The sequence below is a fragment of the Anaerolentibacter hominis genome (assembly GCF_032380675.1).
Lineage (GTDB): Bacteria > Bacillota > Clostridia > Lachnospirales > Lachnospiraceae > Anaerolentibacter > Anaerolentibacter hominis.
Genome location: NZ_JAWDIX010000001.1, coordinates 788625 through 808912, shown reverse-complemented (window position 1 = coordinate 808912; position 20288 = coordinate 788625). Strand labels below are relative to the sequence as shown.

Sequence of the window (20288 nt, the reverse complement as noted above, 5' to 3'; positions counted from 1 at the left end):
TACAAGTTCCCATTCCATTAAACATCATACAGTGACAGATTACAAGAGCTAAAAATGTGGAATCGCAATTTTATTCCCCATTTTCAGCAAAAACCGAAACATTTCTACGAAATATTTTCGAATTTCGTTATCATCTCCACGATCCGTTCCGTCGCATTTCCATCCAGATATTGATAATTTTCATTTACAAACCGCTCGCCCTGCTCTGCGTCCCAGCTCCCGCTTACAACTGCCTCCGCCAGCCCTTTGGTTGTCCTCACCACCGGTCCCGGCACAAAGCTCTCATATGGCTTATAAAAGCCTCTGCCCTGCTCCGAAAACTGCTCCAGGTCATAGGCATAAAAATACATCGGGCGTCTAAGCGCACAGTAGTCAAATATGATCGACGAATAGTCAGTCACCAGAGCCGCCGTCCCCAGCAAAATCTTATCCAAATCCGGATAAAGAGACAAGTTGATAATCCGCTCTGACTCCGGTACCTCAGCCCGCTCCGCCACATGAGGATGCAGCCGGATGCCAAGCACCCATTCTGCCGGAAGTCTGCCCAAAAGCAGCTCTGTATCCAGGTTCCATACAGGATGCTCCACCTCTTCATCCCGAAACGTAGGCGCATAAAGAAGAAGCTTCTTCCCCGCAAGCACCGGGTATTCCTCCTCCAGTTTCCCCATTCCTGTATCAGCTTCGGCCTTCAATAGCGGATCTGTCATCGGAAGGCCTAACGGGACCACTCTGTCCTCCGGGATACCAAAGGCACCGGCATACTGCTTCACCATCCCTGGCCCATTCACAATCAGCCTGGTAATGCGGCTGTTGGCCTTCTTTTCCAGCTCACCCAGCCTGCCCGTATTCACATCCTGTCCAAACTTCTTAATCGTCCCGGTGCCATGCCAGAGCTGGATCACCTGCACCTTCGGCGGAAATTTTAAATAGGCCATCGGCAAAAACACATTGTCCTGCAAAATAATCCCGCAGGAAGCCAATGCGCGGGAATGCCCCAGAAAAAACCGAAAAACCTTTCCGATCCTTCCGGCCTGCGCCCTCTCTGCCTTGCCGTAATAATGAAACTTATAGTCCGCATCCCGGCTCTCCAATTCCTTCACCACCATGCCCACATTTCCATGTTCGCTGGCATTGTTGGTTACCACACAGAACACCTTCTTGCTGTCCCGGCGGCAGAACAGGCAGAAAATATAGTAAAAAAAAGCAAAAAGGAGGTACCCAATCTCCTTCATATGATGTTCCTCCTTTTTCTGTTTTAATTCATGCTCCACCAAAGAGCTGACGGTAGGTGCAGCACACAATTATACTTGGTAGTGATGATGTTTCAAACTATCCGATATAGGGGCGAGATCCAGCTCCACATGAACCAGTTCCGTCGAAACACTGCCATTTCAATCCACGCCCCTACAGGGGCGACATTTTGTCTCCGATTTATTGTTGATGTAAAGTTTTATTTCAATCCACGCCCCTACAGGGGCGACATGGCAGGCGGCGGTCAGGACATGGGAACGATCGGAATTTCAATCCACGCCCCTACAGGGGCGACATGGCAAACTTGTACAAAACAATACTACTATTATTATACACATTGAACAAAAGCAGACAATTTAATTAGTAATGCGCCTAAAATAGCAACCTCTGCTATCACATTTTAATGCCAGTTTAGTAATTTTTCTGGTGCGAATACCCCGGGAATTTCATGTTCACTTCACATTCGCACTTCAACTTGTATAAACTCAATACAGTCATTTTTAAAGCTAAATATGTCACTTTTTTATATCTTAAACTACAGAATTCCCTCTAGCCATTTTTGATACCATTCAGGTAGTTCTTTTGAGATAATCACAAGTTCTCCACCCTTATATATAGCAAAACGACGAAATTCATTTGTATTATCATATAACGCTGCTAAGTCACATAGTTCAATTATTTCGTGCAGATTCTTCAGGCTTTCAAAAAACCGTTTATCTACATCTTTGTCCGGTATCCCATGGCCTCCCATTACGACTCTATCAGCGACTCTCTGTTTTGCTATCGTTGGTGAATTAACACCTACATAATGCAATTCTATAACATAGTGAGCTTCTTTTGCCTGACGTATTGTATGAAATATCGTATGTCCACACAGAGTTGTTTCTTGATTAAAAGTAATACCTTTCTTCAAGTAAGAATTTAATCGTTCAACTGCAATCTTACCTGCCTTCATCAAATCTGCAGTATTTCTCCAATCTCCAAATTCTCTCAAAATTTCGTCTGTATTAATCCGCGGTATTTCATGCTGATAAGATCTCGTCTCATATAATGTTGATTTACCCGCCCCATTTACCCCGGCATATATGATATATTTTTTCATTAAAACCTCTTTTGCGCTATTACTTCCTTTTGCTTTCTCTGTAAGATAAAATCACCTAACAGACTAAAAAATTCCTTTTCTTCTTCCGTCTCAGCAGTTAAAACCAATTCCATAGTTTCATCTATATCCATATCCTTACATTCTTCGTATAATTTTTTTGCTGCTTCAACCTTTGACATATATTTCACTCCTTTTACTCTGAAAGGCGATATCAACACAAGAATTTTATTGCACACCCTTGTTAGATAAACTCTAAACATATTATGTGACGATAAGGCCATAAATCAAATTTCAATCCACGCCCCTACAGAGGCGACATCGAGTATACCACAAATTCTAAAAAGATTCAATTTTATTTCGATCTACGCTCCTACAGGGGCGACATGCGGGGTAATGTACCGCCATAATTTCCCCTCCCCAATTTCAATCCACGCCCCTACAGGGGCGACATCTGTGGAGTTTCCCCCACGTATAGATGGGTCTCTTCATTTCAATCCACGCCCCTACAGGGGCGACATCTTGCGGTTGATGTGGCCGAAATAGAAGATCCTTCCATTTCAATCCACGCCCCTACAGGGGCGACATCATATACGGACAAACAAAGACTTATGCTACCAAAGATTTCAATCCACGCCCCTACAGGGGCGACATCAGCAAACTTGCATAAAACAATACTACCATTTTATACAAATTGCATAGAATCAGACAAAAAAAGTAGTAATACAACAAAAAATCAGCCTCTGCTATCGTTTTTAAATACCATTTTGGTTAATTTTCCTGGTGCGAATACTCCAGGAATTTCATGTTCACTTAATATTCGCACCAAATTATATTATTATTATAATCGTTCCATAACTAAGGCCTGATTATTTTGCCTGTGTATTCAGACGCTTTTCTTGATTCTTATGTGGGCCAATCTCCTCCATAGCTTTAGGAAGAATTTTAGTAAACGCTGGCTGCATTTTTTTTGAATCTTGGTTTCTTTTATTCTCAGCAAACCATCTAAATGACTCATTCTCTTTTCGCTCATCTATTTTGGGATAGCAAACGTCCGTGGGGTGTAATCCTTTATCTGCACCAGTCATTAATTTTAATGTACTGATCGCCTCACTATTGATTGATATACTATTTCCGAGATTATGTAATTTTTCATTTTCGTCAATCAATTCCCAAGCTCCCGTAGCTTCACTAAACTGTCTAATTTTCATTTCTCTAACTGATATCCTTGCACTGCCAAAACCCAGCGCCTTACCCCTGCCAATTTTATGGGCACAGGTACTATCTGCAAAATCAAGTGACCATCTCAAACGTTCCAACTCTTCCCAGTTTAGTCTGTCAAAATACACATTGAAACAGAACTTTGTCCTTTTCTTGCCTAAATCATCAGGAAGCAAAGGACGTACCCGCTGTTTCATTTCATTATCTAATAAATTATCTCTATTCAGCAACCTCCAACTATCACTGTGCCAATAAAACTTTCTTCCTCTAAGTTTAGGCATATTACTAGGTAATTTCTTCTTAGTTACTTTATCTTCTTTCTTAATGCAGATATAATCATATGTCCAATAGCCTTCTGAATTCCAGCCACTTTTTTTCTTATCTATATAAGGCGATTCTGTATAAAACTCCACCGCTCCTGGACGAGGCTCACCCGATTCAGGCAATACTAACGGCCTCATATAGTACTCATCAAGATTCTCAGTATGTATTTTGTTTTCCAGCTGTGCATCAGTAAAACGAACTCTAGATCCCAGCGCTCCTTTTTTCTCATTTTCTTGCGTTATCATGCCAAAAACCTTACATGCTGAGCATAAATGCGAGACATTTTCACATGGCTGATAGGCTCCATTCTCATCCAAAATAGTTTTTAAAGTTTTGTTATAGAGCTCTTTTCCAATACAGGATGGTGATAAATATAAAGGTACATTTCGATCGTCCGAATAATAAATCAAAGTCTGTATGGGATTTACCGAAAATTTAGGATATAACATTTTCTTTAAAGTCTTTCCATTTTGTTGATAATGTTCTATTACTCTTTGTAAAGTTTTAAAATCATCATCGTCAATATGTCTTCTGTTCTTTTCATCTAATTCATAGAACACAGACTCATGATGTTTTTTCCTGCCAAATGGTTCTCCTTTGTGAATCCACCCTAATATAAATCCTTCTGGTATATCCTTATTTTTTTCCGGAAAACAAAAGTTCTCTACCACTTTAGTCTTTAAAAAGGGCCCATTCTTTTTACGATATCCTTCTTTAGATAATCTGATCCAGATTTCCTGACCCTCTTCCAAAGATTCATATACTTTCAAATCCATTTGTTTTCCAAAATCATTCCGGCTTTTACCACTAGCATCCTCTTGGCTATATTGAATTTTTTCTGGTACATTAAGCATAGCTCGTTTACACGGATACAGAAACCATTTTCCTGATTCTTCTTTTAAAACTCCGGGTTTCTTAGGCAAAGAACTCCTTCTTCCCAGGACAGTATCCGTTCTCATAGTGGACATACAGCCATTAAATGCTGCCTCATACACGCTTCTGACTGCTCCCCTAATTGCACTTCCTGGAATTATAGGATCTTTCGGAGGTAACGTATAGCCATCTTCCCCTCTTAAAGTTTGTTCGGATAAGTCCTCATAAGAAGAAAACTCATAACCACAATATCCCTTTTCTGCTTCGGCTGCACTACAAAGTGCCTTAGAGTTAGATGTATTTGGTATAAACAATGGGGTTAAAATTTCTAATTCACATTCAAAAAAGCCTGTAAAGTGTTCCTCCGCTCCAAGTACCAAACTGCTTCTCTTACATTCTTCTTCCAACGGAACAAAATTATAAGGGTTAGTGAAATACTTCATATTACGCTCTCCCTTCTTCATGAGGCCATGGATATATGCCTACCATACGTTCATCAACTTGGATCACCAAACCGCGTTCCTCTGTAGCATCTGGAAATTCAAAGTATTTACGCACTTGAATTCCCATATCTTTTCCGACTTTCTCTTTTCCTGCCTCATTCTCTGAGAAGACCGGTACCCAAATAGTGCTTCCTCTGCGGGATCTTAACATATTCCATTTTTTCTCCACCTGCTGAATACTCCCCCATATTTTCTGTTCTTCATCTACAGCAAAAATTTCATTTCCTTCTGGACAATCCTTACGCAAACGTCCATAGAATTGATCTTTGACACGATATAGTCTTAGCTCCTGTTGTTCGGTAAAAAGGATAATTCGCTGTAGTGATTCTGACATTTCTTCAAGTTTGTCAAAGCCCTTGTTATAAAAATGATATTTGCCTTTATCATATCTGCCCAGCATTACTTTATCGTCCAGCTCCAGATAAAGTAATGCCTCATCCGTAAAATATTCTTTTATCTTCTGTTCTGCATCTGGCCAGCTTTTTATCTCTTTCCAGACTTCCTTTTCAGATGTAATTTTTTCCATTCATATTCTCCTGCTATACTGCACCAATCAATAATTCGAAACTGCTTTTGTTTAAAATTTCCTACTGTTATCCCTTCTTGCTCTGTCTGCACCACTGAGATGCAGCTAACAAGTACGGTTTTTCTTCTTGTATTGGCTGCCCATCCAGATGCACATCGCCTATCAGCTCAAAAATTCCTCTTCCAACTCCAGTCTCACCCCCGACTGTCAAAAATCCATCTCTTAGTCCTTGAACAGCCCACATTAACAGTCCGCACAAGGCTTTAGGCTCATAGTCTTTTAGCCCCCGGTCCGACCAGTGTATTGTTAAATTCACAGTACCACCTGCCCATAGCGTTTCTCTAAATAGGGCGCCCTTAGCCGAACCTCCTGTGAAACGATCCACTGCATTTCTCATCACTGGCAGCTTATGACCTCCGTTAATTCTGGTTTCATCAACTATAATCCTAGAAGCCCTCAAACTTTCTTTACTTTCATTGGATTCCCAACTTCCCCAAAATGGTTCCAGTAACTTTTGTGCATTTTGCCAGGAATTGCAACCTGCAATTTGCTGTACCAGACCGGCAATATAACTCCTAATTGCCCCTGCCCAAGAGCTGCCCGGAATAACAGCCGTTCCTTCCCCTAACGTGAGCTGTCCATAATCATCCATTATTTCACCTGACGGCTCCAAGTCTTCTTTACTCCATATTTGAGTACTATAATCTCTGATCATGAGAGTTGTCTTGATTCTAAGTGGAATTGTAAGACAATGCTCTTTTACATTCGCCACTTCTTTTGCTTCTCCACAACCATTTTCAGTCATATCAGAAAAGTTAAACTCATCGTCCCAGTTCCAATTTAGCCACTCTTCAAAATCATCGATGCTGTCCATCCGAAATACACGGAATCTACTATTCAGCACATTCAGTTTTCCAAATCCTCTGTTTCCTCTAGCGCCCAATCTTAAACCGCCAGATTCCATACCAGAAATAATGCAACGGATTCTCTCCATATCTCTTGCAAATGTTTCGTTTAATCCATCTCCAACATCATTCTCTCTTATCAAAATTTCCAGGCGGGTACAAAAACTTACTCCAGGTTCAATTGCTTCCATATCATATTTCATATTTTCTTCAGCCGTTTTTCGTTCGTTTAATCGCACACCATCTCTTTGGATAATCCTGTAATCGTTTAAACGTGAATCATAAACATAAATACGACTTTGCATATCTACAACATTCTCAGACGTCTTTCTTTCCTCTTCATTCTGCTGTATCCATCCAAGTGTTCCAAACAGCGAAGCCGCCTCATTACGCCCCATCACGTTCTCCAGGTAGGAACGCATTGCTCCAGCCATAGCACTTCCCGGAATAAACGGCATACCGTCCGCAGTTAACAACTGATCACTGTCTGTCTTCTCGTTCTCACCGGAACCGATTAACAGAGGGGAATCCAGACAGCAATCTATTTTTATAACAGTTCGTAAACATATTTTGTTTTCTATCTTCATTACTGTTTACCCTCCCTCCGCACTTTCCATTTACTGCTTAGCAGGTAGGTTTTAATGAATTCAATACCCTGCCCCTGACAAGGTTTCATAAAACCATTTGCTGCCTTTCGCTTTTCTTCATCTTTTATTTTGTCGATCAGCTCTTTGATCTCTTCATAAGAGGTTAAGTTTTTTCCCTCTACCATCCCGATAATCTGCTCTATAGTTGTCATCCTAGTCAGATTACTCTCAACTTGCAGTGCATTCAATCGCTCCCGATCAGTCTGTTCCTGCTCGCTTTTGTATTGAATTAAGATGTGGGCCAGTAATCCATCTGTTGTCTCTGGCACCTTTCTTTTCTCCTCATCCATTATAATCTTTTTATAATTTTCCATTGTATCATCAGCTAGTTCCCCGGGCAGCGCCAGAATCTGTCCATACCCGCGGCCTGTTATATCTCCCCAAAATTCTCGTTCCAGATCAGCCTTACATAGGGTTTTACTCTCATCCATCAATTCCATATCTATCACACTGCCCGGTGCCAAGGCCATGTATTGCGGAAGAGGCAGGTTCCATTTACTGTTATAACCGCCTATCCTGCAATATTTTAAAATACATTTTTCTTTCGACAGCTGTACCTTAGCCTTAAAATGATCCGTCAGCCGTTTTTCCAATCTTTCTAATTCTGAATCGGATATATAATTTCCACAATCTTTAAAAACAAGGGGTGACACAACCCATAATAACCAATGTTTAGAAGTCTGCACTTTTTCCTCTATGGGATGTAAGAAACGGACTAACCTTACAGCGCCATACTCAGCAGTCCGGGAACGTCCGAGGGACATTTGATAATTTCTTTCTTTCAAACATTGCATAAGAACTTGGATGTCTTTTTTCTTTCCTTGTAACTTCCCTGAAAAAATCTGACCTTTTGAGAGACTTGTATATTGGAAAAATTGTCCCATATCCTCTGCTCCGTCCTGGATTCGATCATTCACTGCGTGACCAATTCCCCGATCTGCCGGGCGTGCATGATGCATGCGGATTTCTTTTTCCACATCTGCCAGACAAATGCTTCTTTTATTCCAATCAGGATATACCTGACTGGCAATTTCCCTTCGCCTCACCCTTTCTCCATTTTTAGTCAATCGATTAATAAACTTTCCTTCTTCTGTCTTTTCAACTGCCAAAAATGCCGGGGTTGGATAAAATATATTTTCGTTTTGTTTTAGATATCCATTTCCAAAACATACTCCATTTCTTAAAAAAATTCTACGAAAATTCTCATTTTCTTGAGCATATTCCCCCAGTTTATAGTCTTCAATATACATGGCCGCCAATGCTCCCATAATTGCAGCACCTGGAATATAATCACAACAATCCTCATAAAAACCTTTTTCACCAGAAAACAGGACCGGATTAAACAGCTCTATTTCATAACAAAGATTAATTTGTTCTTCTCCATCACGGTCTTGTGGGTTCAGCTGTAACAGGCTGCTCATATTGCTATTTTCTTGACAAGCAAGTTTCCTATCATTGTTTACAGCTACGCTAATTTCTCTTAATACACAAGAGACCTCTCCATACCCTCTGGTAATTCCCAACCCAATATGACGCAAAGCCTTTACACACTTATTTAATGTTTCAATTGCCATCCCATTATCTTTTTCGTACATAGTTAACAGGCTTCTGAACACCATTCCCCTAGGAACGATCTGCAGGGTACGAAGAGTTGTATCTTGGGCTGATCCAGTCTCTTTATCCAAAGCTGTTCTCGTACGGCTTCTGGTCAGCAGATGTTCTGCTAACCTTGGGGGTAACGAAGGATGGTTTTTAATACTCCCTATTTCCTTATCGTACTCCTCCAGTACCACGTCCTCTTCCTGGCGTAAAGATTTCAGCAAAGCTCCCGGGATTCGATACAATTGGGCATCGCCAATATGAAGCATCGCAGGGCTTTTTAAACCAGGCGCTCCAAAAACACGGTCCAATTCCCGCTTTTCAATAATAGAATTAGACACCATCTCCTTACCTTCATTTAAAAGCGCTCCCTTTAGCCTCTTAGCCGGTATATATGGTATTCCATATTCCATGGCAGTCTTCACATTAGCAATTCCCTGTTCGCTGTCTCCTGTTGCCACACACATGTCGCTATGAAGAGTAATTTCCAGCCACCACTTTTTCATTGGTTTCCTCCTCTTTCTGATTCATCCCAGAACTTTGACCAAACATCGCCCCTATAAAAATCCATAATTTCCAATGCGTCAAAAATTCCTGCTTCTTCCTCGCACACAGAGTGATCGGAGATTCCGCACAATTTTGAAAGCTCATAACCTCTGGAGGCATACTCTTGCTTCAAAGTTTCTAATGTACCTGATATATATGCTTCATAAAGATGATGAAGTCTGTTCATAGGCCACCCCTCTGATACACCCGTTTCACCTTTCATTTGCGTTAAAGTTGCCAATAGGCCGTCAACAGAATTTGTCTTATTCAAATCATTCTTTTCCGATACCCAATAAGGTCTAACTCGTAGTTCCTTCTGTCTCTCTTCTTTCATCCCTTTGACATAGGCATCCTGAACCACATAGTAATCCAGATAACCTGCTGTATTCTTCTCATTTTTATCCTCATACCAACATCTTTTTGCTCTGGCGCAACACGTTTCTGCAATTTCATAAGCAATACTGAATGGAAAATGATTATGTACAAATGCAATTCCAGCACAGGACGACAGTCTAAGATTTTCATTTGACAACACCATAAGTTTACGCAGATAAAATACAGCAGACGCTATTCCTGCCTGTGCACAACAAATATAAGTCATATCATCTCCATCCATAATAAGCGGCCGCAAGGGTAAAGAATTCTTGTCGTATATCATTCTGAATATATCAACCATAGCATTTTGTGCTTCTTGGTTTTTTTCGGCAATATCAGCCGAAAATTTTCTCATGGCCGGTATCGCTTTCTCATATGTCTGATTTTTCTTCATGATCGAATGGACCATTTCTCCCATACCATTCCCATCTATATGGATCACCGCCACATAGCTGTCAACGCCCTTTTCTGCTGCAAGTTCTTCCATCTCATGCGCATAACTCCATTGAGTATCTCCATCAGTCTTGCCGGCGTTTGCCATATATTTCTCATACCTTATCTCAGACATATCAGCAGTACTTCCATTCTGGACCATCCGCCTGGTAATCGGGAAACCATCGTGCAGGTCCTGCTCGATAACCGGATAGGCAGACACCGTCAACTCCCTGCGCACCTTTTTCTTTAACTGTCCCATTTTTTGATTCAAACATTCTATATCCCCAGGGAAATCTTTCAAATGAACTTCTGTTGATGTGGTGAGTACGGTAATCCCCTGACACTCTTCTGTCACTTTGATAGCAAACTGCCTGCTGACCTGATTGTAAACGGATTCATCCCGATAGATAACAAAGGCATTTCCGCCGCCTATGTACAAAACTTCAGCTGATACGTCCGCATCATCTATCATCAGAAACCTTCTCTTATCCTCTGATGCCCAATCTGTATTAACCTTCCCAGAGCCAGCTGCCGACCATTCAATTAACGTATCAGGAAGCATATCTTTCAATATTCTTCCCACGTTATTAGAAGCACCCACATTTTCACGCAGACGGTTGGACGCAAAAATATAACTCTGGATTCCACTGACATCATATTTTGCAAGAATGTATTGGGACATCACTTTAATTCCTCCTCTACCGGTACTTTATCTTTCAAAATAGCATTAAACATATTGACATAGGCCCTGTGCGGAAACAGCATAGGATTATTTAAGAGCATTAAAAGTTGATTAAACTGAAATGTCAGGGAAAGGATTGTATTTTCAACATCATCTTTATTTAATACACGCAATTTATACAATTCCCTCGTTTTCAAGGCATCTGCAGATTTAATGTCCTCGTTCTTCCGTCCTTTCATATATTCCGCTACGTTTTCATCATACCGTGAATAGTCATAGTGATTTAACTGGTCATTCCACACTATTATGTTGTTCATTTCAGAGCTAATCTCTTTCACCAAATGAAAAGCCTTATCTTGTTCGCCCTTGTCCTGTTTAGAATGACCGCTCTTATTCCCGTTCTCCTCTATGTACAGCAGCATATCAAAGTGTTTTTCTAATTCTTTTCTCATAGACCGCGCAATTTTAGTCGCGCATAATATCCTCAAAGGCCGGGTGGACGTCTGTGTTGATTTTATCTTATCTCCCATGAGTTTTATATCCCAATTATCTACTAAATTGGTCATTATCCTCGATGCAGAATCCAACGAGGTCTTCAAAGCCTTAACGGAACCAGACCAGTTTACAAGATTAGTATATATATTAACTTTTTCATCATCATCAATCTTGCAGCTTTCTATTTGGCTCTTACACTGAATTACTGCCACTACTGCTTCTATCGGTATAAATTTAATTTCTCCATAATTAAAAATATACGGTGTGTACAGTTCGTCAAATACCGCCAGGTCCACTTCATTGGAAATATGTCCATAAGAATCAATAATAAAAACGCCTTGTTCTATACAATACTTTTTGGGAGTGATCATTTCAAATAGACTTTTCCACACTCGTTCTCTGTATGCTCCCGTCGTATAGTAATGATTGGGTGTCTCCAGTTTAAGCTGATTTACCAAAGACTGTTCTAACTGATCATAATTGCTCGCTATCTTTTTGATCGTATCCGTTAACTTCTTATCTGTCATAATGTCGCCTCCCCATCATAATACAGCTCATATTTACCAAATCCAATTGTTGAATTTCTCCCTACATGAAGATATCTGCCTGCCTCCAAATATGGTACAAAGGCAGTTAGATCTCCCTCATACAAGGCCCATCCACTTTGGGCAGCTAATTCCAATTTACCATTGACACTATTCATGGAATATCTGGTAAAATCCACCTTATCCCAGTGTTCCGCTGCAGTTCTCACTAGTGCTGCTTTTTGGAGCATTTCATCTTGTTCCCATTCCATAGTAAAATCTGTACAGACCTGGGTCACCAACATAAATCTTCTCATAAGAAAATGCAGAAACTCCTGAAACGTAAGAGAAGTGAATAGCTTCCGTCCAGTAATAATTCTTACAGGCGTTGTGAAATAGATCAGGACATGTCTGGTCTTTACCTGTCGGATACTCATTGTATGAGGAGATAGATTTCTCAGCCAGCTTCTGCCTCCTGCATACAAAATGCTTCCCCGCTCCCAATCCGTCACACAATTCAATTTAAAAGGAATCCTCTCTACACCCCATCCTCTTTCCTGCATTGAAAATATGGCATCCATGTAGATCTCCGGATGTTCAGCAGCATATCCAAATAAAGTCATCTGAAATACGCATTCATCTCCCTTTTTCCACTCAGTCTTTCCCTGGGTACAAGCGTAAAGCACAAACGGATTAATAGCCCCGCCTACTCCTCCCGTGTTGGCAAAGCTACGCACATAAAGACAACCAGAGCGCTCTCTACACTCACAACATTTAACAGATGGAAAATCACAAACAAAATCCCGAAAGCAATGTCCCAGAATTCCACGTATCGTAGATCCCAAATATCCTGGAAGCCTTCCAGATGCCTGTGCTGTAAACACAGCTTCTAATGTCGTAATCTTCATGAAGTCAAACATATGACTCTCCCCTCTTAGTTTACTTTAAATCTCTGATTTCTTGAAAAACAAATTGATCAAAATAGCACAAGTAAATTCATTACCAATTGTTAAAAACTTCCATATTATTCATTTTCTCCAGTATAACATTTAACATAAAAATTAGGTAGATGATTTTACAGTCATCTACCTAATTTCTCATTCATATTGTGGTCTCTACAAACATCAGCAGGTTAATAGTCAGATAATTCCCAAACCAATAAGCTTTTACTATTAGTAACAATCGACGCCCTTACAGGGGTGACATCATAAAGGATAAAACTGATCTTAAAAATCTATAAATTTCAATCTACGCCCCTACAGGGGCGACATCCGTTGCGGAATTCCTGCAATGCTTCCGATAATTCAATTTCAATCTACGCCCCTACAGGGGCGACATCGTATAAATAAGAATACTATCTATACATTTACACAATTTCAATCTACGCCCCTACAGGGGCGACATCGTTAGATGGACTGGACCGGCGGATCTGGGGCCGGATTTCAATCTACGCCCCTACAGGGGCGACATCAGCAATCTTGTACAAAGCAACAACATGTTACTATACAAAGTTCACAAAAACAGGCACTAAAAGTAACAATCCATACAAGCTCTTGGCTTCCACTTTCTCATTTTCACACCAAATTGGTCACATTTTCAGGTGCGAATGCTCTGGGAATTTCATGTTCACTGCACATTCGCACTTAAATAATAGCACCCCTTTAAAATTGCATCAACTACTCACTTGCGGCTTTGCTGCAACTTTCACTTCCCTTTTCCGTTCTTCATTCTTCCCTCTTACCTCTTCATTGCCCTTATCACTTCCACCACTTTCTCACTCGCCTTCCCGTCGTCCCAGGGATTGTATTTCTCACAGAAAGCGGCATACTTATCCGCATATTCCTCCTGATCATAATAAGTGATGTGACCGATCAGCTCCTCCGTGGTTTCTGAGATCGGTCCGGGAGCTTCCTCCAGAAGATCAAAGTAAAAGCCTCGCAGGCTGTCCCGGTAAGCCTCCAGATCATAAGCATAAAAGAGGATTGGCCGTTTCAGCAGGCTGTAATCGAACATGACGGACGAATAATCGGTAATCAGCATATCGGAGGCCAGATACAGTTCTGCGATGTCGTAGCTGTTGTCAAACTGATAGATAAAGCCATTATAAGCGCTCCAGTCCATTTTATCGGCCACCAGATAGTGATATTTTACGATCAGCACAGTGTCCTCCCCCAGGGCATCCCGAAGCATATCAAAATTAAGGCCTGATATGAATTTATACTGCCCTTTTCCGTAGAACTGATCATCCCGCCAGGTAGGGGCATAGAGAATAACCCTCTTTCCTTCGGGGATACCGAACTTCACTTTCAGTTCCCGGATGTCTTCCGGGTTGTTTTTGGTGAAAAGCACGTCATTTCTGGGATATCCGATCTCCAGCATCTGCTTTTGAAAGCCGAAGGCTCTGCGGAAGACAGCTGTAGAAAAGGGATTCTGGGACACCAGATAGTCCCATCTGGAAGAATTTTTCAGGAAATTCTCCCGGTACTTCTCGATATTCGTCTCACCCGCCATGCTGACCGTGTCCATATCCACGCCCAGCTTCTTTAGCGGGGTTCCATGCCAGGTCTGTATGTAGGTCACCTTATTCTTCTTGACAAACTGGGTGCGCTGCCTGGTGTCAAATACCCAGGCTCCCGCCACGCACATATAGTAATAATGCCGCAGTCGGTAAGACTTAATCGCCTGCCCCCTGCCCGGCAGCTGAACCTTTTCCGGATGGTCAAAAACCCAGATACATTTATACTCTGCATCCAGGCCCTGCCGTATCATTTCTTCGTATACAGACCGGGGGCTGCCGGAATAATTCTTTCCCACGTTGCTTCCGAAGATCACTATTTTTTTATTTACAGGCAATGACTTTGCAAAAACCCGGTAAATCCCAAAGATTACCGGGCGGATCATTTTTTTAATATTCTCTTTCACTTTAATCCTCATTCCGAAGTGCTTCACACACTGGAGCAGATGCAGGCTCCCCCTACATACATTCAAAGATATCTCTAATAGAATCGCAGTAATAGGTAGGCGGAAACTGGGTATCCGAAAGGTCTTCAAGCTTTGCCTCACCGGTAAAGACAGCAATCGTCTCCACCCCGCCGTTGATTCCGCAGGCGATATCCGTGTACAGCCGGTCACCGATTACCACCGTTTCCTCCGGAGACGCCTGATTCGCCTCCAGCGCCATATCCACCATCAGCCGGTTGGGCTTGCCGATATAAACCGGTTCCCGTCCCGCCGCTTTTCCGATAAAATCACAGATCGCACCGCAGTCCGGTACAAAACCAAAGCCCACCGGGCAGGCCAGATCCGGATTCGTGGCGATATAATCCACTTCTCTGGTAAAAAGCAGCTCACAGATCTTCTCTACCTTACCGTAGTTTAATTCATTGTCAAAGCCTACAACTGCCGCCCGGATTCCCTCTTCCAGTTCCTCCGTCACCCGGAGCCCGAAGCTTTCCAGCTCCCGGATAAAGGATTTGGTTCCAAGGACAAAAAGCAGCTCATTTCCATAGGTTTTTTTTAAGTACCAGGCCGTTGCATACGATGACGTTAGAAAATTGGACTCGTCCACCGGAATCCCCATCTTTGTAAATTTCGTTACGTAGTCATCCATGCCCTTCGTGGAATTATTTGTGATAAATACATATTTCCCCTGTTTTTCCTGCACCCGGCGCACAAAATCCATCGTGCCGTCGATCGGCGTGGCGTCAAAAGAAATCGTCCCGTCGATATCCAGCAAAAACAGCCTTTTTCCGGTCAGGCTCGTCCCCTTGGTCAGTCTTTCCATTGATTCAGGCTTCCTTCTGTTCGGTCAGTTTTTTGGCAAAATTCTTCTTATTCAGATCGCCCTTGATTTTAGTGGAAGAAATCCCCTCGGTTCTTGGCAGATAAACGACTTCGCAGTAATCCTGCAGGAAATCAAATTTCCCGGTCCAGTCGTCGCCCATTACAAAGATATCCACGTTGTTGTTCTTTACATCATCGATCTTCTGCTCCCAGTTATTTTCCGGGATCACCTCATCCACATAGCGGCAGGCTTCCAGGATCTGTTTCCTCTCTTCATACGAATAATATGCCTTCTTGTTCTTAATTGCGTTAAATTCATCGGTTGAGATTGCCACAATGAGATAATCCCCCAACGCCTTCGCTCTTCTGAGTATATTTACATGTCCAACATGAAATAAATCAAATGTGCCATAAGTAATAACTTTTTTCATGATCTATCGTTCCTTCCTGAATCCCCGTAATGGTTCCTTTATCTGCGTAACTTATATTAGCCTTCCAGTATCTTGTTATAAATTTCGGCCACATCTTCCACGTCGCCCTTGGCAATCAGCTTACCGTTATCCAACAGAATAGCCTTGTCACAGATCGCCAGTACCTGATCAATGGAGTGAGAGACAAAGAGCACGGTAGCTCCCCGGTCGAACATATCCCGGATCTTCTTCTCACTTTTCTTGCGGAACCGGGCATCGCCTACACTTAAGACCTCATCCAGGATCAATACATCCGGTTCTACAATTGTAGCAATAGCAAATCCAAGCCTGGCCTTCATACCGGAGGAATAGTTCTTAAGGGGCACGTCAATAAACTTCTGAAGCCCGGAGAAATTAACAATCTCATCATATTTGGAATCCAGAAACTTCCGTGAAAAGCCCAGCACGGCTCCATATAAATAAATATTTTCCTTACCGGTATATTGGAGATCAAATCCAGCTCCCAATTCCAGCAGCGGGGCAATCGTTCCTTTTACATTCACAGTGCCTTCCGTCGCCTTTAACACTCCGGCGACCACCTTGAGCAGAGTACTTTTTCCGGCGCCGTTTAATCCCAGAATTCCCAGACGCTCCCCCTTTTTGACCTCAAAGGAAACATCCTTCAATGCCCAGAACTCCTGAAAGCGGAGCTTCTTGGTCACTGCCTTAATAAAATATTCTTTCAGGTTATCTATTTTTTCTGCACTTAAATTAAATCGGATTCCCAGGTTTTCAACCTTAACCATAACTTTCTCGCTCATATCTGCCTCCCGCTATATGTTCAGAATAAAATCATCCTGCTTCTTGTAGAATATAAACACACCCACAGCCAGACAGACCACACTGAATGCCGTTGCATACCAAAAAGCGCCAAAATCCATCCTCTGATGGTACAGCACCGCAGACCTGAAGTTCGAAATCAGGGAGTAAAGAGGATTCAGGTGAAAGATCCAGCCGTATCCTGTTTTCACAACCCTGGACGGCTCGTAGAAAATGGCGGAGCAGTACATGATCAGCAGAAGGACAACGCCCCACAAATATTCCAGATCCCGGAAGAACACGGCCAGCGTGGCCAGAATCATCCCCACGCCCAGAGCCATGATAAATATCATAAACAGCGGCGCCACGATCTGAATTATATGCTTTGTCGGGAACACGCCGACAAACAGGCTGACCGGAATCAAAACGATCAGTGACAGCAAAAAGATAACATAATTGGATATCACAGATGCCAGCGGATAAATATACTTTGGCACATAAACCTTTTTAATCATTCCGCTGTTGCTGCGGATCGACTTCATCGCTCCCTTCGTCGCATTGGAGAAGAACGTATATAAAAGACGGCCCGTCAGGATATAGACGGCGAACGTCCGGTCACTTTTCCCATACAGCTGTGAGAATACAACATACAGTACCAACATCGTTAACAATGGCTCCAGAAGAGTCCAAAAAAGGCCCAGATACGACCTTCTGTATTTCAGCTTAATGTCCTTTTTTACCAGTTCTACCAGTAAAAACCGGTATTTCAGAAAATTCTTGAACGCTGACTTCATAGTAAAACCCTTGCCTTTCCCTTATTGGTTTCATCCGGGACTTTCACCGGATACGCTTATGCTTTTTTAGATATAGGAAACTCAGTTTCCCGTATCATAAAAAACGGATGATGAACAGATCCAATAGCGTCTATCGCGATTATATACCATTCTTCCCCATTCTTCCAGCCTTTTTTCTATTTCAGACCGAATACTTCCTTTGCACAGTTCTCTGAAGCATGTCCGTCCTCCCAGGAGCAGAACCTCTCATAAAACTCCTCATAGAGGGCACGGTACTCTTCTTCAATCCGGCCGATGTGTTTCACCGCGTCGATAACCTCGTCCTCGGTATACAGGATCGGGCCCGGCACTTCCTTCTCGATATCAATATAAAAGCCTCTCAGATTATCCCTGTATTTTTCCAGATCATACGTATAGAACAGAACCGGTCTCTTTAAATTGGCATAGTCAAAGAATACAGAGGAATAGTCCGTGATCAGCAGGTCTGAAATCAGGTACAGTTCCGTTATATCATCGTATTTGCTCAGATTAAATGCAAAATCTTCCAGTCCGGTTACATCCAGGGCATCGGCTATATAATAGTGGGTCCGCAGCAGAATGACGTACTCGTCCCCCAGCTCTTTCTTCATCCGGGCGAGATCAAGCTTTAGCGCAAATTTGTACTGGCCTTTGTCATAATATTCATCGTCCCGCCAGGTCGGCGCATACAATATGGTCTTTTTATCTGCCGGTATACCCAGCTTCCCGCGAAGCTTTGCCGCCAGTTCGTCCTTATCCTCCCGGTACATGAGATCATTTCTGGGATATCCGTACTCCAGCATCTTCTTTTTAAACTGAAAACAGCTGCGGAAGGTGACGGAAGAAAACTGATTGGCAGCCACCAGATAATCCCACTCCTGAACCTGTACATAAAACTGCTTTTTATAAGTAGGAGACGCGCCGGTAACCTCTTCCTGATCAAACACCAGACGTTTCAGCGGTGTGCCGTGCCAGGTTTCCAGAAAGATAGCTCCCTCCCGTTTCTTCACCCACAATGGGGTTCTTACGTTAAATACAAAGTATTTGCTCCGGGCCATATAATAAGCATACCTGATTCCGAAACGCTTTACCCTCTTATGCGGATAAGGGATATGTGTTTTTTTATTATTCAGCACCCATATAAATTTATATTGTCCCGGATAGTGCTCGCTGATGTACTCATAAATATATTTCGGACTGTCCGAATAGCTCTTTCCAAAAAAGCTCTCACACACCACATAATTCTCTTTCAGACTCATCTTTCTGAAATAATGGCGGTATAAGTATTTGCCGATCTCCTTCGGGCGTGTGAAAAAAGTCTTGAACTTCTGTTTTCCAAGCCTTGCATTGATCAGGCGCAGGCTCTTTTTGCGATTACCTTCCAGAAGGGCTTTTATGCATTTTCTTTTGTATTTTTTCAGACTCTCTATCAGATCCGGGGACATCTTGCCGATAAGTTCCCGCATCTGATCAAACCGTTCTTCCCTCCATACCGCTCTCTCACTCCTGCGCATCCTCTTCATAAAATATCCGCAGTAATAGTTGATCAGCTTTCGGTCCAGCCGGTCTCTCAATTCGCTGTCGTCCTCAATTCTTTCTCTTCCATAGCGGTATGCCGCCAGAAATTCCCCAAAGCGCTTCTCATTCTTCTCCTGGGAGAGCGCCGGGTAATGAATCGGATCATTGTGCTTTCTCTGGACATAAACAGCGTCCTGGCTGCATTCAAAAGACTCCCCATACTTCAGAATCTCCAACACAAAGGAGAGATCCGAATAGTACCGGAAGTCCTCACAGAAACGGATCTGATTTGATTCAATCAGATCCCTCTTTATTAATATATTCAGCACAGAGACGTTTTTAATTCCTCTTCTGCTGGAGAGCAGCCGCTTTCTGGCCTTCACCGCCTTGGAATCCAGGGCGTCATCCTGTGCATCTTCATCCTGTTCTTTCTCTGTCAGAGCATTCTGCTCCTCTTCATTTTCCTTCTCTGCAGCAGGCATCTGACGTTCATAGCTGGAAATAAAAATATCCCTCTTATTCCAGGTTCTCTCTTTTTTGCCGTACACAACCTGGACGCTGTACTCCTGCGCCGTGTCAAGGAGCTGTTCAACCGTATTCTCAAAAATGTAGTCGTCGCTGTCGAGAAAATAGATATACTCTCCCTCAGCAACGGATAACCCTAAGTTTCTGGCCGCCGCCACTCCGGTCTTATCATCCAGCTCCACCATCCGGATCAGCAGCTGCTTCCGAAATGGATCTACCGTTTTATCCACGTCAAATTCCGTCACATGGTCACATACCAGTATAACTTCCAGTTCCGGCAGATTCTGTACCTCTAAGCTAGTGAGACAGTCCTTTAAATAGTTTTCTCCGCGATGCAGAGAAACAATCACACTGACTTTCATTGGTTTCCTTTCCGGAAGTATCCCCGTGCCGGACCCCTATAAATGTCTCACTCC

The 20288-nt window shown here is 42.5% G+C and carries 16 protein-coding genes and 2 CRISPR repeat arrays; all 16 genes read right to left on the bottom strand.

Going from position 1 to position 20288, the window contains the following annotated elements:
* Positions 1 to 104 precede the first annotated feature (104 nt).
* Positions 105 to 1232 (bottom strand): CDP-glycerol glycerophosphotransferase family protein, encoded by a 1128-nt coding sequence (locus ABCW47_RS03570; RefSeq protein WP_343208489.1) that lies wholly within the window; start codon positions 1230 to 1232, stop codon positions 105 to 107.
* Positions 1233 to 1786: 554 nt separating this feature from the next.
* The gene (locus tag ABCW47_RS03565; RefSeq protein WP_343208488.1) at positions 1787 to 2353 is read right to left on the bottom strand and encodes an ATPase; all 567 of its coding nucleotides are present in this window, start codon (positions 2351 to 2353) and stop codon (positions 1787 to 1789) included.
* Complete coding sequence (locus tag ABCW47_RS03560) at positions 2353 to 2532, bottom strand: hypothetical protein (RefSeq protein ID WP_343208487.1); 180 nt, start codon at positions 2530 to 2532, stop codon at positions 2353 to 2355. The genes ABCW47_RS03565 and ABCW47_RS03560 overlap by 1 nt, the downstream gene beginning before the upstream one ends.
* 108 nt (positions 2533 to 2640) lie before the next feature.
* Positions 2641 to 3004: a CRISPR direct-repeat array (repeat unit 31 nt; unit sequence ATTTCAATCCACGCCCCTACAGGGGCGACAT).
* Positions 3005 to 3219: 215 nt separating this feature from the next.
* Positions 3220 to 5211, bottom strand: coding sequence for a TIGR03986 family type III CRISPR-associated RAMP protein (locus ABCW47_RS03555; protein ID WP_343208486.1), 1992 nt, complete (start codon positions 5209 to 5211; stop codon positions 3220 to 3222).
* A gap of 1 nt (position 5212) precedes the next feature.
* The gene (csx19, locus tag ABCW47_RS03550) at positions 5213 to 5797 is read right to left on the bottom strand and encodes a type III-D CRISPR-associated protein Csx19 (RefSeq protein WP_343208485.1); all 585 of its coding nucleotides are present in this window, start codon (positions 5795 to 5797) and stop codon (positions 5213 to 5215) included.
* Between the two features lie 67 nt (positions 5798 to 5864).
* Complete coding sequence (locus ABCW47_RS03545; RefSeq protein ID WP_343208484.1) at positions 5865 to 7289, bottom strand: RAMP superfamily CRISPR-associated protein; 1425 nt, start codon at positions 7287 to 7289, stop codon at positions 5865 to 5867.
* Positions 7289 to 9454 carry an RAMP superfamily CRISPR-associated protein gene (locus tag ABCW47_RS03540; protein ID WP_343208483.1) on the bottom strand — a complete coding sequence of 722 codons (2166 nt, stop codon included), beginning with the start codon at positions 9452 to 9454 and terminating at the stop codon, positions 7289 to 7291. Before ABCW47_RS03540 ends, ABCW47_RS03545 begins: the two co-directional genes overlap by 1 nt.
* Positions 9451 to 10875: a hypothetical protein gene (locus ABCW47_RS03535; protein WP_343208482.1), complete on the bottom strand. Its 1425-nt coding sequence runs from the start codon at positions 10873 to 10875 to the stop codon at positions 9451 to 9453. The genes ABCW47_RS03540 and ABCW47_RS03535 overlap by 4 nt, the downstream gene beginning before the upstream one ends.
* A 110-nt stretch (positions 10876 to 10985) precedes the next feature.
* The gene (locus tag ABCW47_RS03530; protein ID WP_343208481.1) at positions 10986 to 12008 is read right to left on the bottom strand and encodes a DUF6602 domain-containing protein; all 1023 of its coding nucleotides are present in this window, start codon (positions 12006 to 12008) and stop codon (positions 10986 to 10988) included.
* Positions 12005 to 12925 (bottom strand): CRISPR system precrRNA processing endoribonuclease RAMP protein Cas6, encoded by a 921-nt coding sequence (gene cas6, locus ABCW47_RS03525; RefSeq protein ID WP_343208480.1) that lies wholly within the window; start codon positions 12923 to 12925, stop codon positions 12005 to 12007. Before cas6 ends, ABCW47_RS03530 begins: the two co-directional genes overlap by 4 nt.
* A 255-nt stretch (positions 12926 to 13180) precedes the next feature.
* Positions 13181 to 13476: a CRISPR direct-repeat array (repeat unit 32 nt; unit sequence ATTTCAATCTACGCCCCTACAGGGGCGACATC).
* Between the two features lie 266 nt (positions 13477 to 13742).
* Positions 13743 to 14927 (bottom strand): CDP-glycerol glycerophosphotransferase family protein, encoded by a 1185-nt coding sequence (locus tag ABCW47_RS03520; protein ID WP_343208479.1) that lies wholly within the window; start codon positions 14925 to 14927, stop codon positions 13743 to 13745.
* A gap of 52 nt (positions 14928 to 14979) precedes the next feature.
* Positions 14980 to 15789, bottom strand: a complete 810-nt coding sequence (locus tag ABCW47_RS03515; protein ID WP_343208478.1) for an HAD-IIA family hydrolase — start codon at positions 15787 to 15789, stop codon at positions 14980 to 14982.
* Positions 15790 to 15793: 4 nt separating this feature from the next.
* Positions 15794 to 16219 carry a glycerol-3-phosphate cytidylyltransferase gene (tagD, locus tag ABCW47_RS03510; protein ID WP_343208477.1) on the bottom strand — a complete coding sequence of 142 codons (426 nt, stop codon included), beginning with the start codon at positions 16217 to 16219 and terminating at the stop codon, positions 15794 to 15796.
* A gap of 56 nt (positions 16220 to 16275) precedes the next feature.
* On the bottom strand, positions 16276 to 17019 hold the full coding sequence (locus tag ABCW47_RS03505; protein WP_343208476.1) for an ABC transporter ATP-binding protein: 744 nt from the start codon (positions 17017 to 17019) through the stop codon (positions 16276 to 16278).
* 12 nt (positions 17020 to 17031) lie between these two features.
* Complete coding sequence (locus ABCW47_RS03500) at positions 17032 to 17811, bottom strand: ABC transporter permease (protein WP_343208475.1); 780 nt, start codon at positions 17809 to 17811, stop codon at positions 17032 to 17034.
* A gap of 176 nt (positions 17812 to 17987) precedes the next feature.
* A complete protein-coding gene (locus tag ABCW47_RS03495) occupies positions 17988 to 20234 on the bottom strand; it encodes a bifunctional glycosyltransferase/CDP-glycerol:glycerophosphate glycerophosphotransferase (RefSeq protein WP_343208474.1) in 2247 nt (748 codons plus the stop codon).
* Positions 20235 to 20288 lie beyond the last annotated feature (54 nt).

What these genes read in the sequence shown, in the direction of transcription:
- ABCW47_RS03570 (WP_343208489.1), bottom strand. Translation starts at nt 1,232, where the DNA reads ATGAAGGAGATTGGGTACCTCCTTTTTGCTTTTTTTTACTATATTTTC.
- ABCW47_RS03565 (WP_343208488.1), bottom strand. Translation starts at nt 2,353, where the DNA reads ATGAAAAAATATATCATATATGCCGGGGTAAATGGGGCGGGTAAATCA.
- ABCW47_RS03560 (WP_343208487.1), bottom strand. Translation starts at nt 2,532, where the DNA reads ATGTCAAAGGTTGAAGCAGCAAAAAAATTATACGAAGAATGTAAGGAT.
- ABCW47_RS03555 (WP_343208486.1), bottom strand. Translation starts at nt 5,211, where the DNA reads ATGAAGTATTTCACTAACCCTTATAATTTTGTTCCGTTGGAAGAAGAA.
- csx19 (WP_343208485.1), bottom strand. Translation starts at nt 5,797, where the DNA reads ATGGAAAAAATTACATCTGAAAAGGAAGTCTGGAAAGAGATAAAAAGC.
- ABCW47_RS03545 (WP_343208484.1), bottom strand. Translation starts at nt 7,289, where the DNA reads ATGAAGATAGAAAACAAAATATGTTTACGAACTGTTATAAAAATAGAT.
- ABCW47_RS03540 (WP_343208483.1), bottom strand. Translation starts at nt 9,454, where the DNA reads ATGAAAAAGTGGTGGCTGGAAATTACTCTTCATAGCGACATGTGTGTG.
- ABCW47_RS03530 (WP_343208481.1), bottom strand. Translation starts at nt 12,008, where the DNA reads ATGACAGATAAGAAGTTAACGGATACGATCAAAAAGATAGCGAGCAAT.
- cas6 (WP_343208480.1), bottom strand. Translation starts at nt 12,925, where the DNA reads ATGTTTGACTTCATGAAGATTACGACATTAGAAGCTGTGTTTACAGCA.
- ABCW47_RS03515 (WP_343208478.1), bottom strand. Translation starts at nt 15,789, where the DNA reads ATGGAAAGACTGACCAAGGGGACGAGCCTGACCGGAAAAAGGCTGTTT.
- tagD (WP_343208477.1), bottom strand. Translation starts at nt 16,219, where the DNA reads ATGAAAAAAGTTATTACTTATGGCACATTTGATTTATTTCATGTTGGA.
- ABCW47_RS03505 (WP_343208476.1), bottom strand. Translation starts at nt 17,019, where the DNA reads ATGAGCGAGAAAGTTATGGTTAAGGTTGAAAACCTGGGAATCCGATTT.
- ABCW47_RS03500 (WP_343208475.1), bottom strand. Translation starts at nt 17,811, where the DNA reads ATGAAGTCAGCGTTCAAGAATTTTCTGAAATACCGGTTTTTACTGGTA.
- ABCW47_RS03495 (WP_343208474.1), bottom strand. Translation starts at nt 20,234, where the DNA reads ATGAAAGTCAGTGTGATTGTTTCTCTGCATCGCGGAGAAAACTATTTA.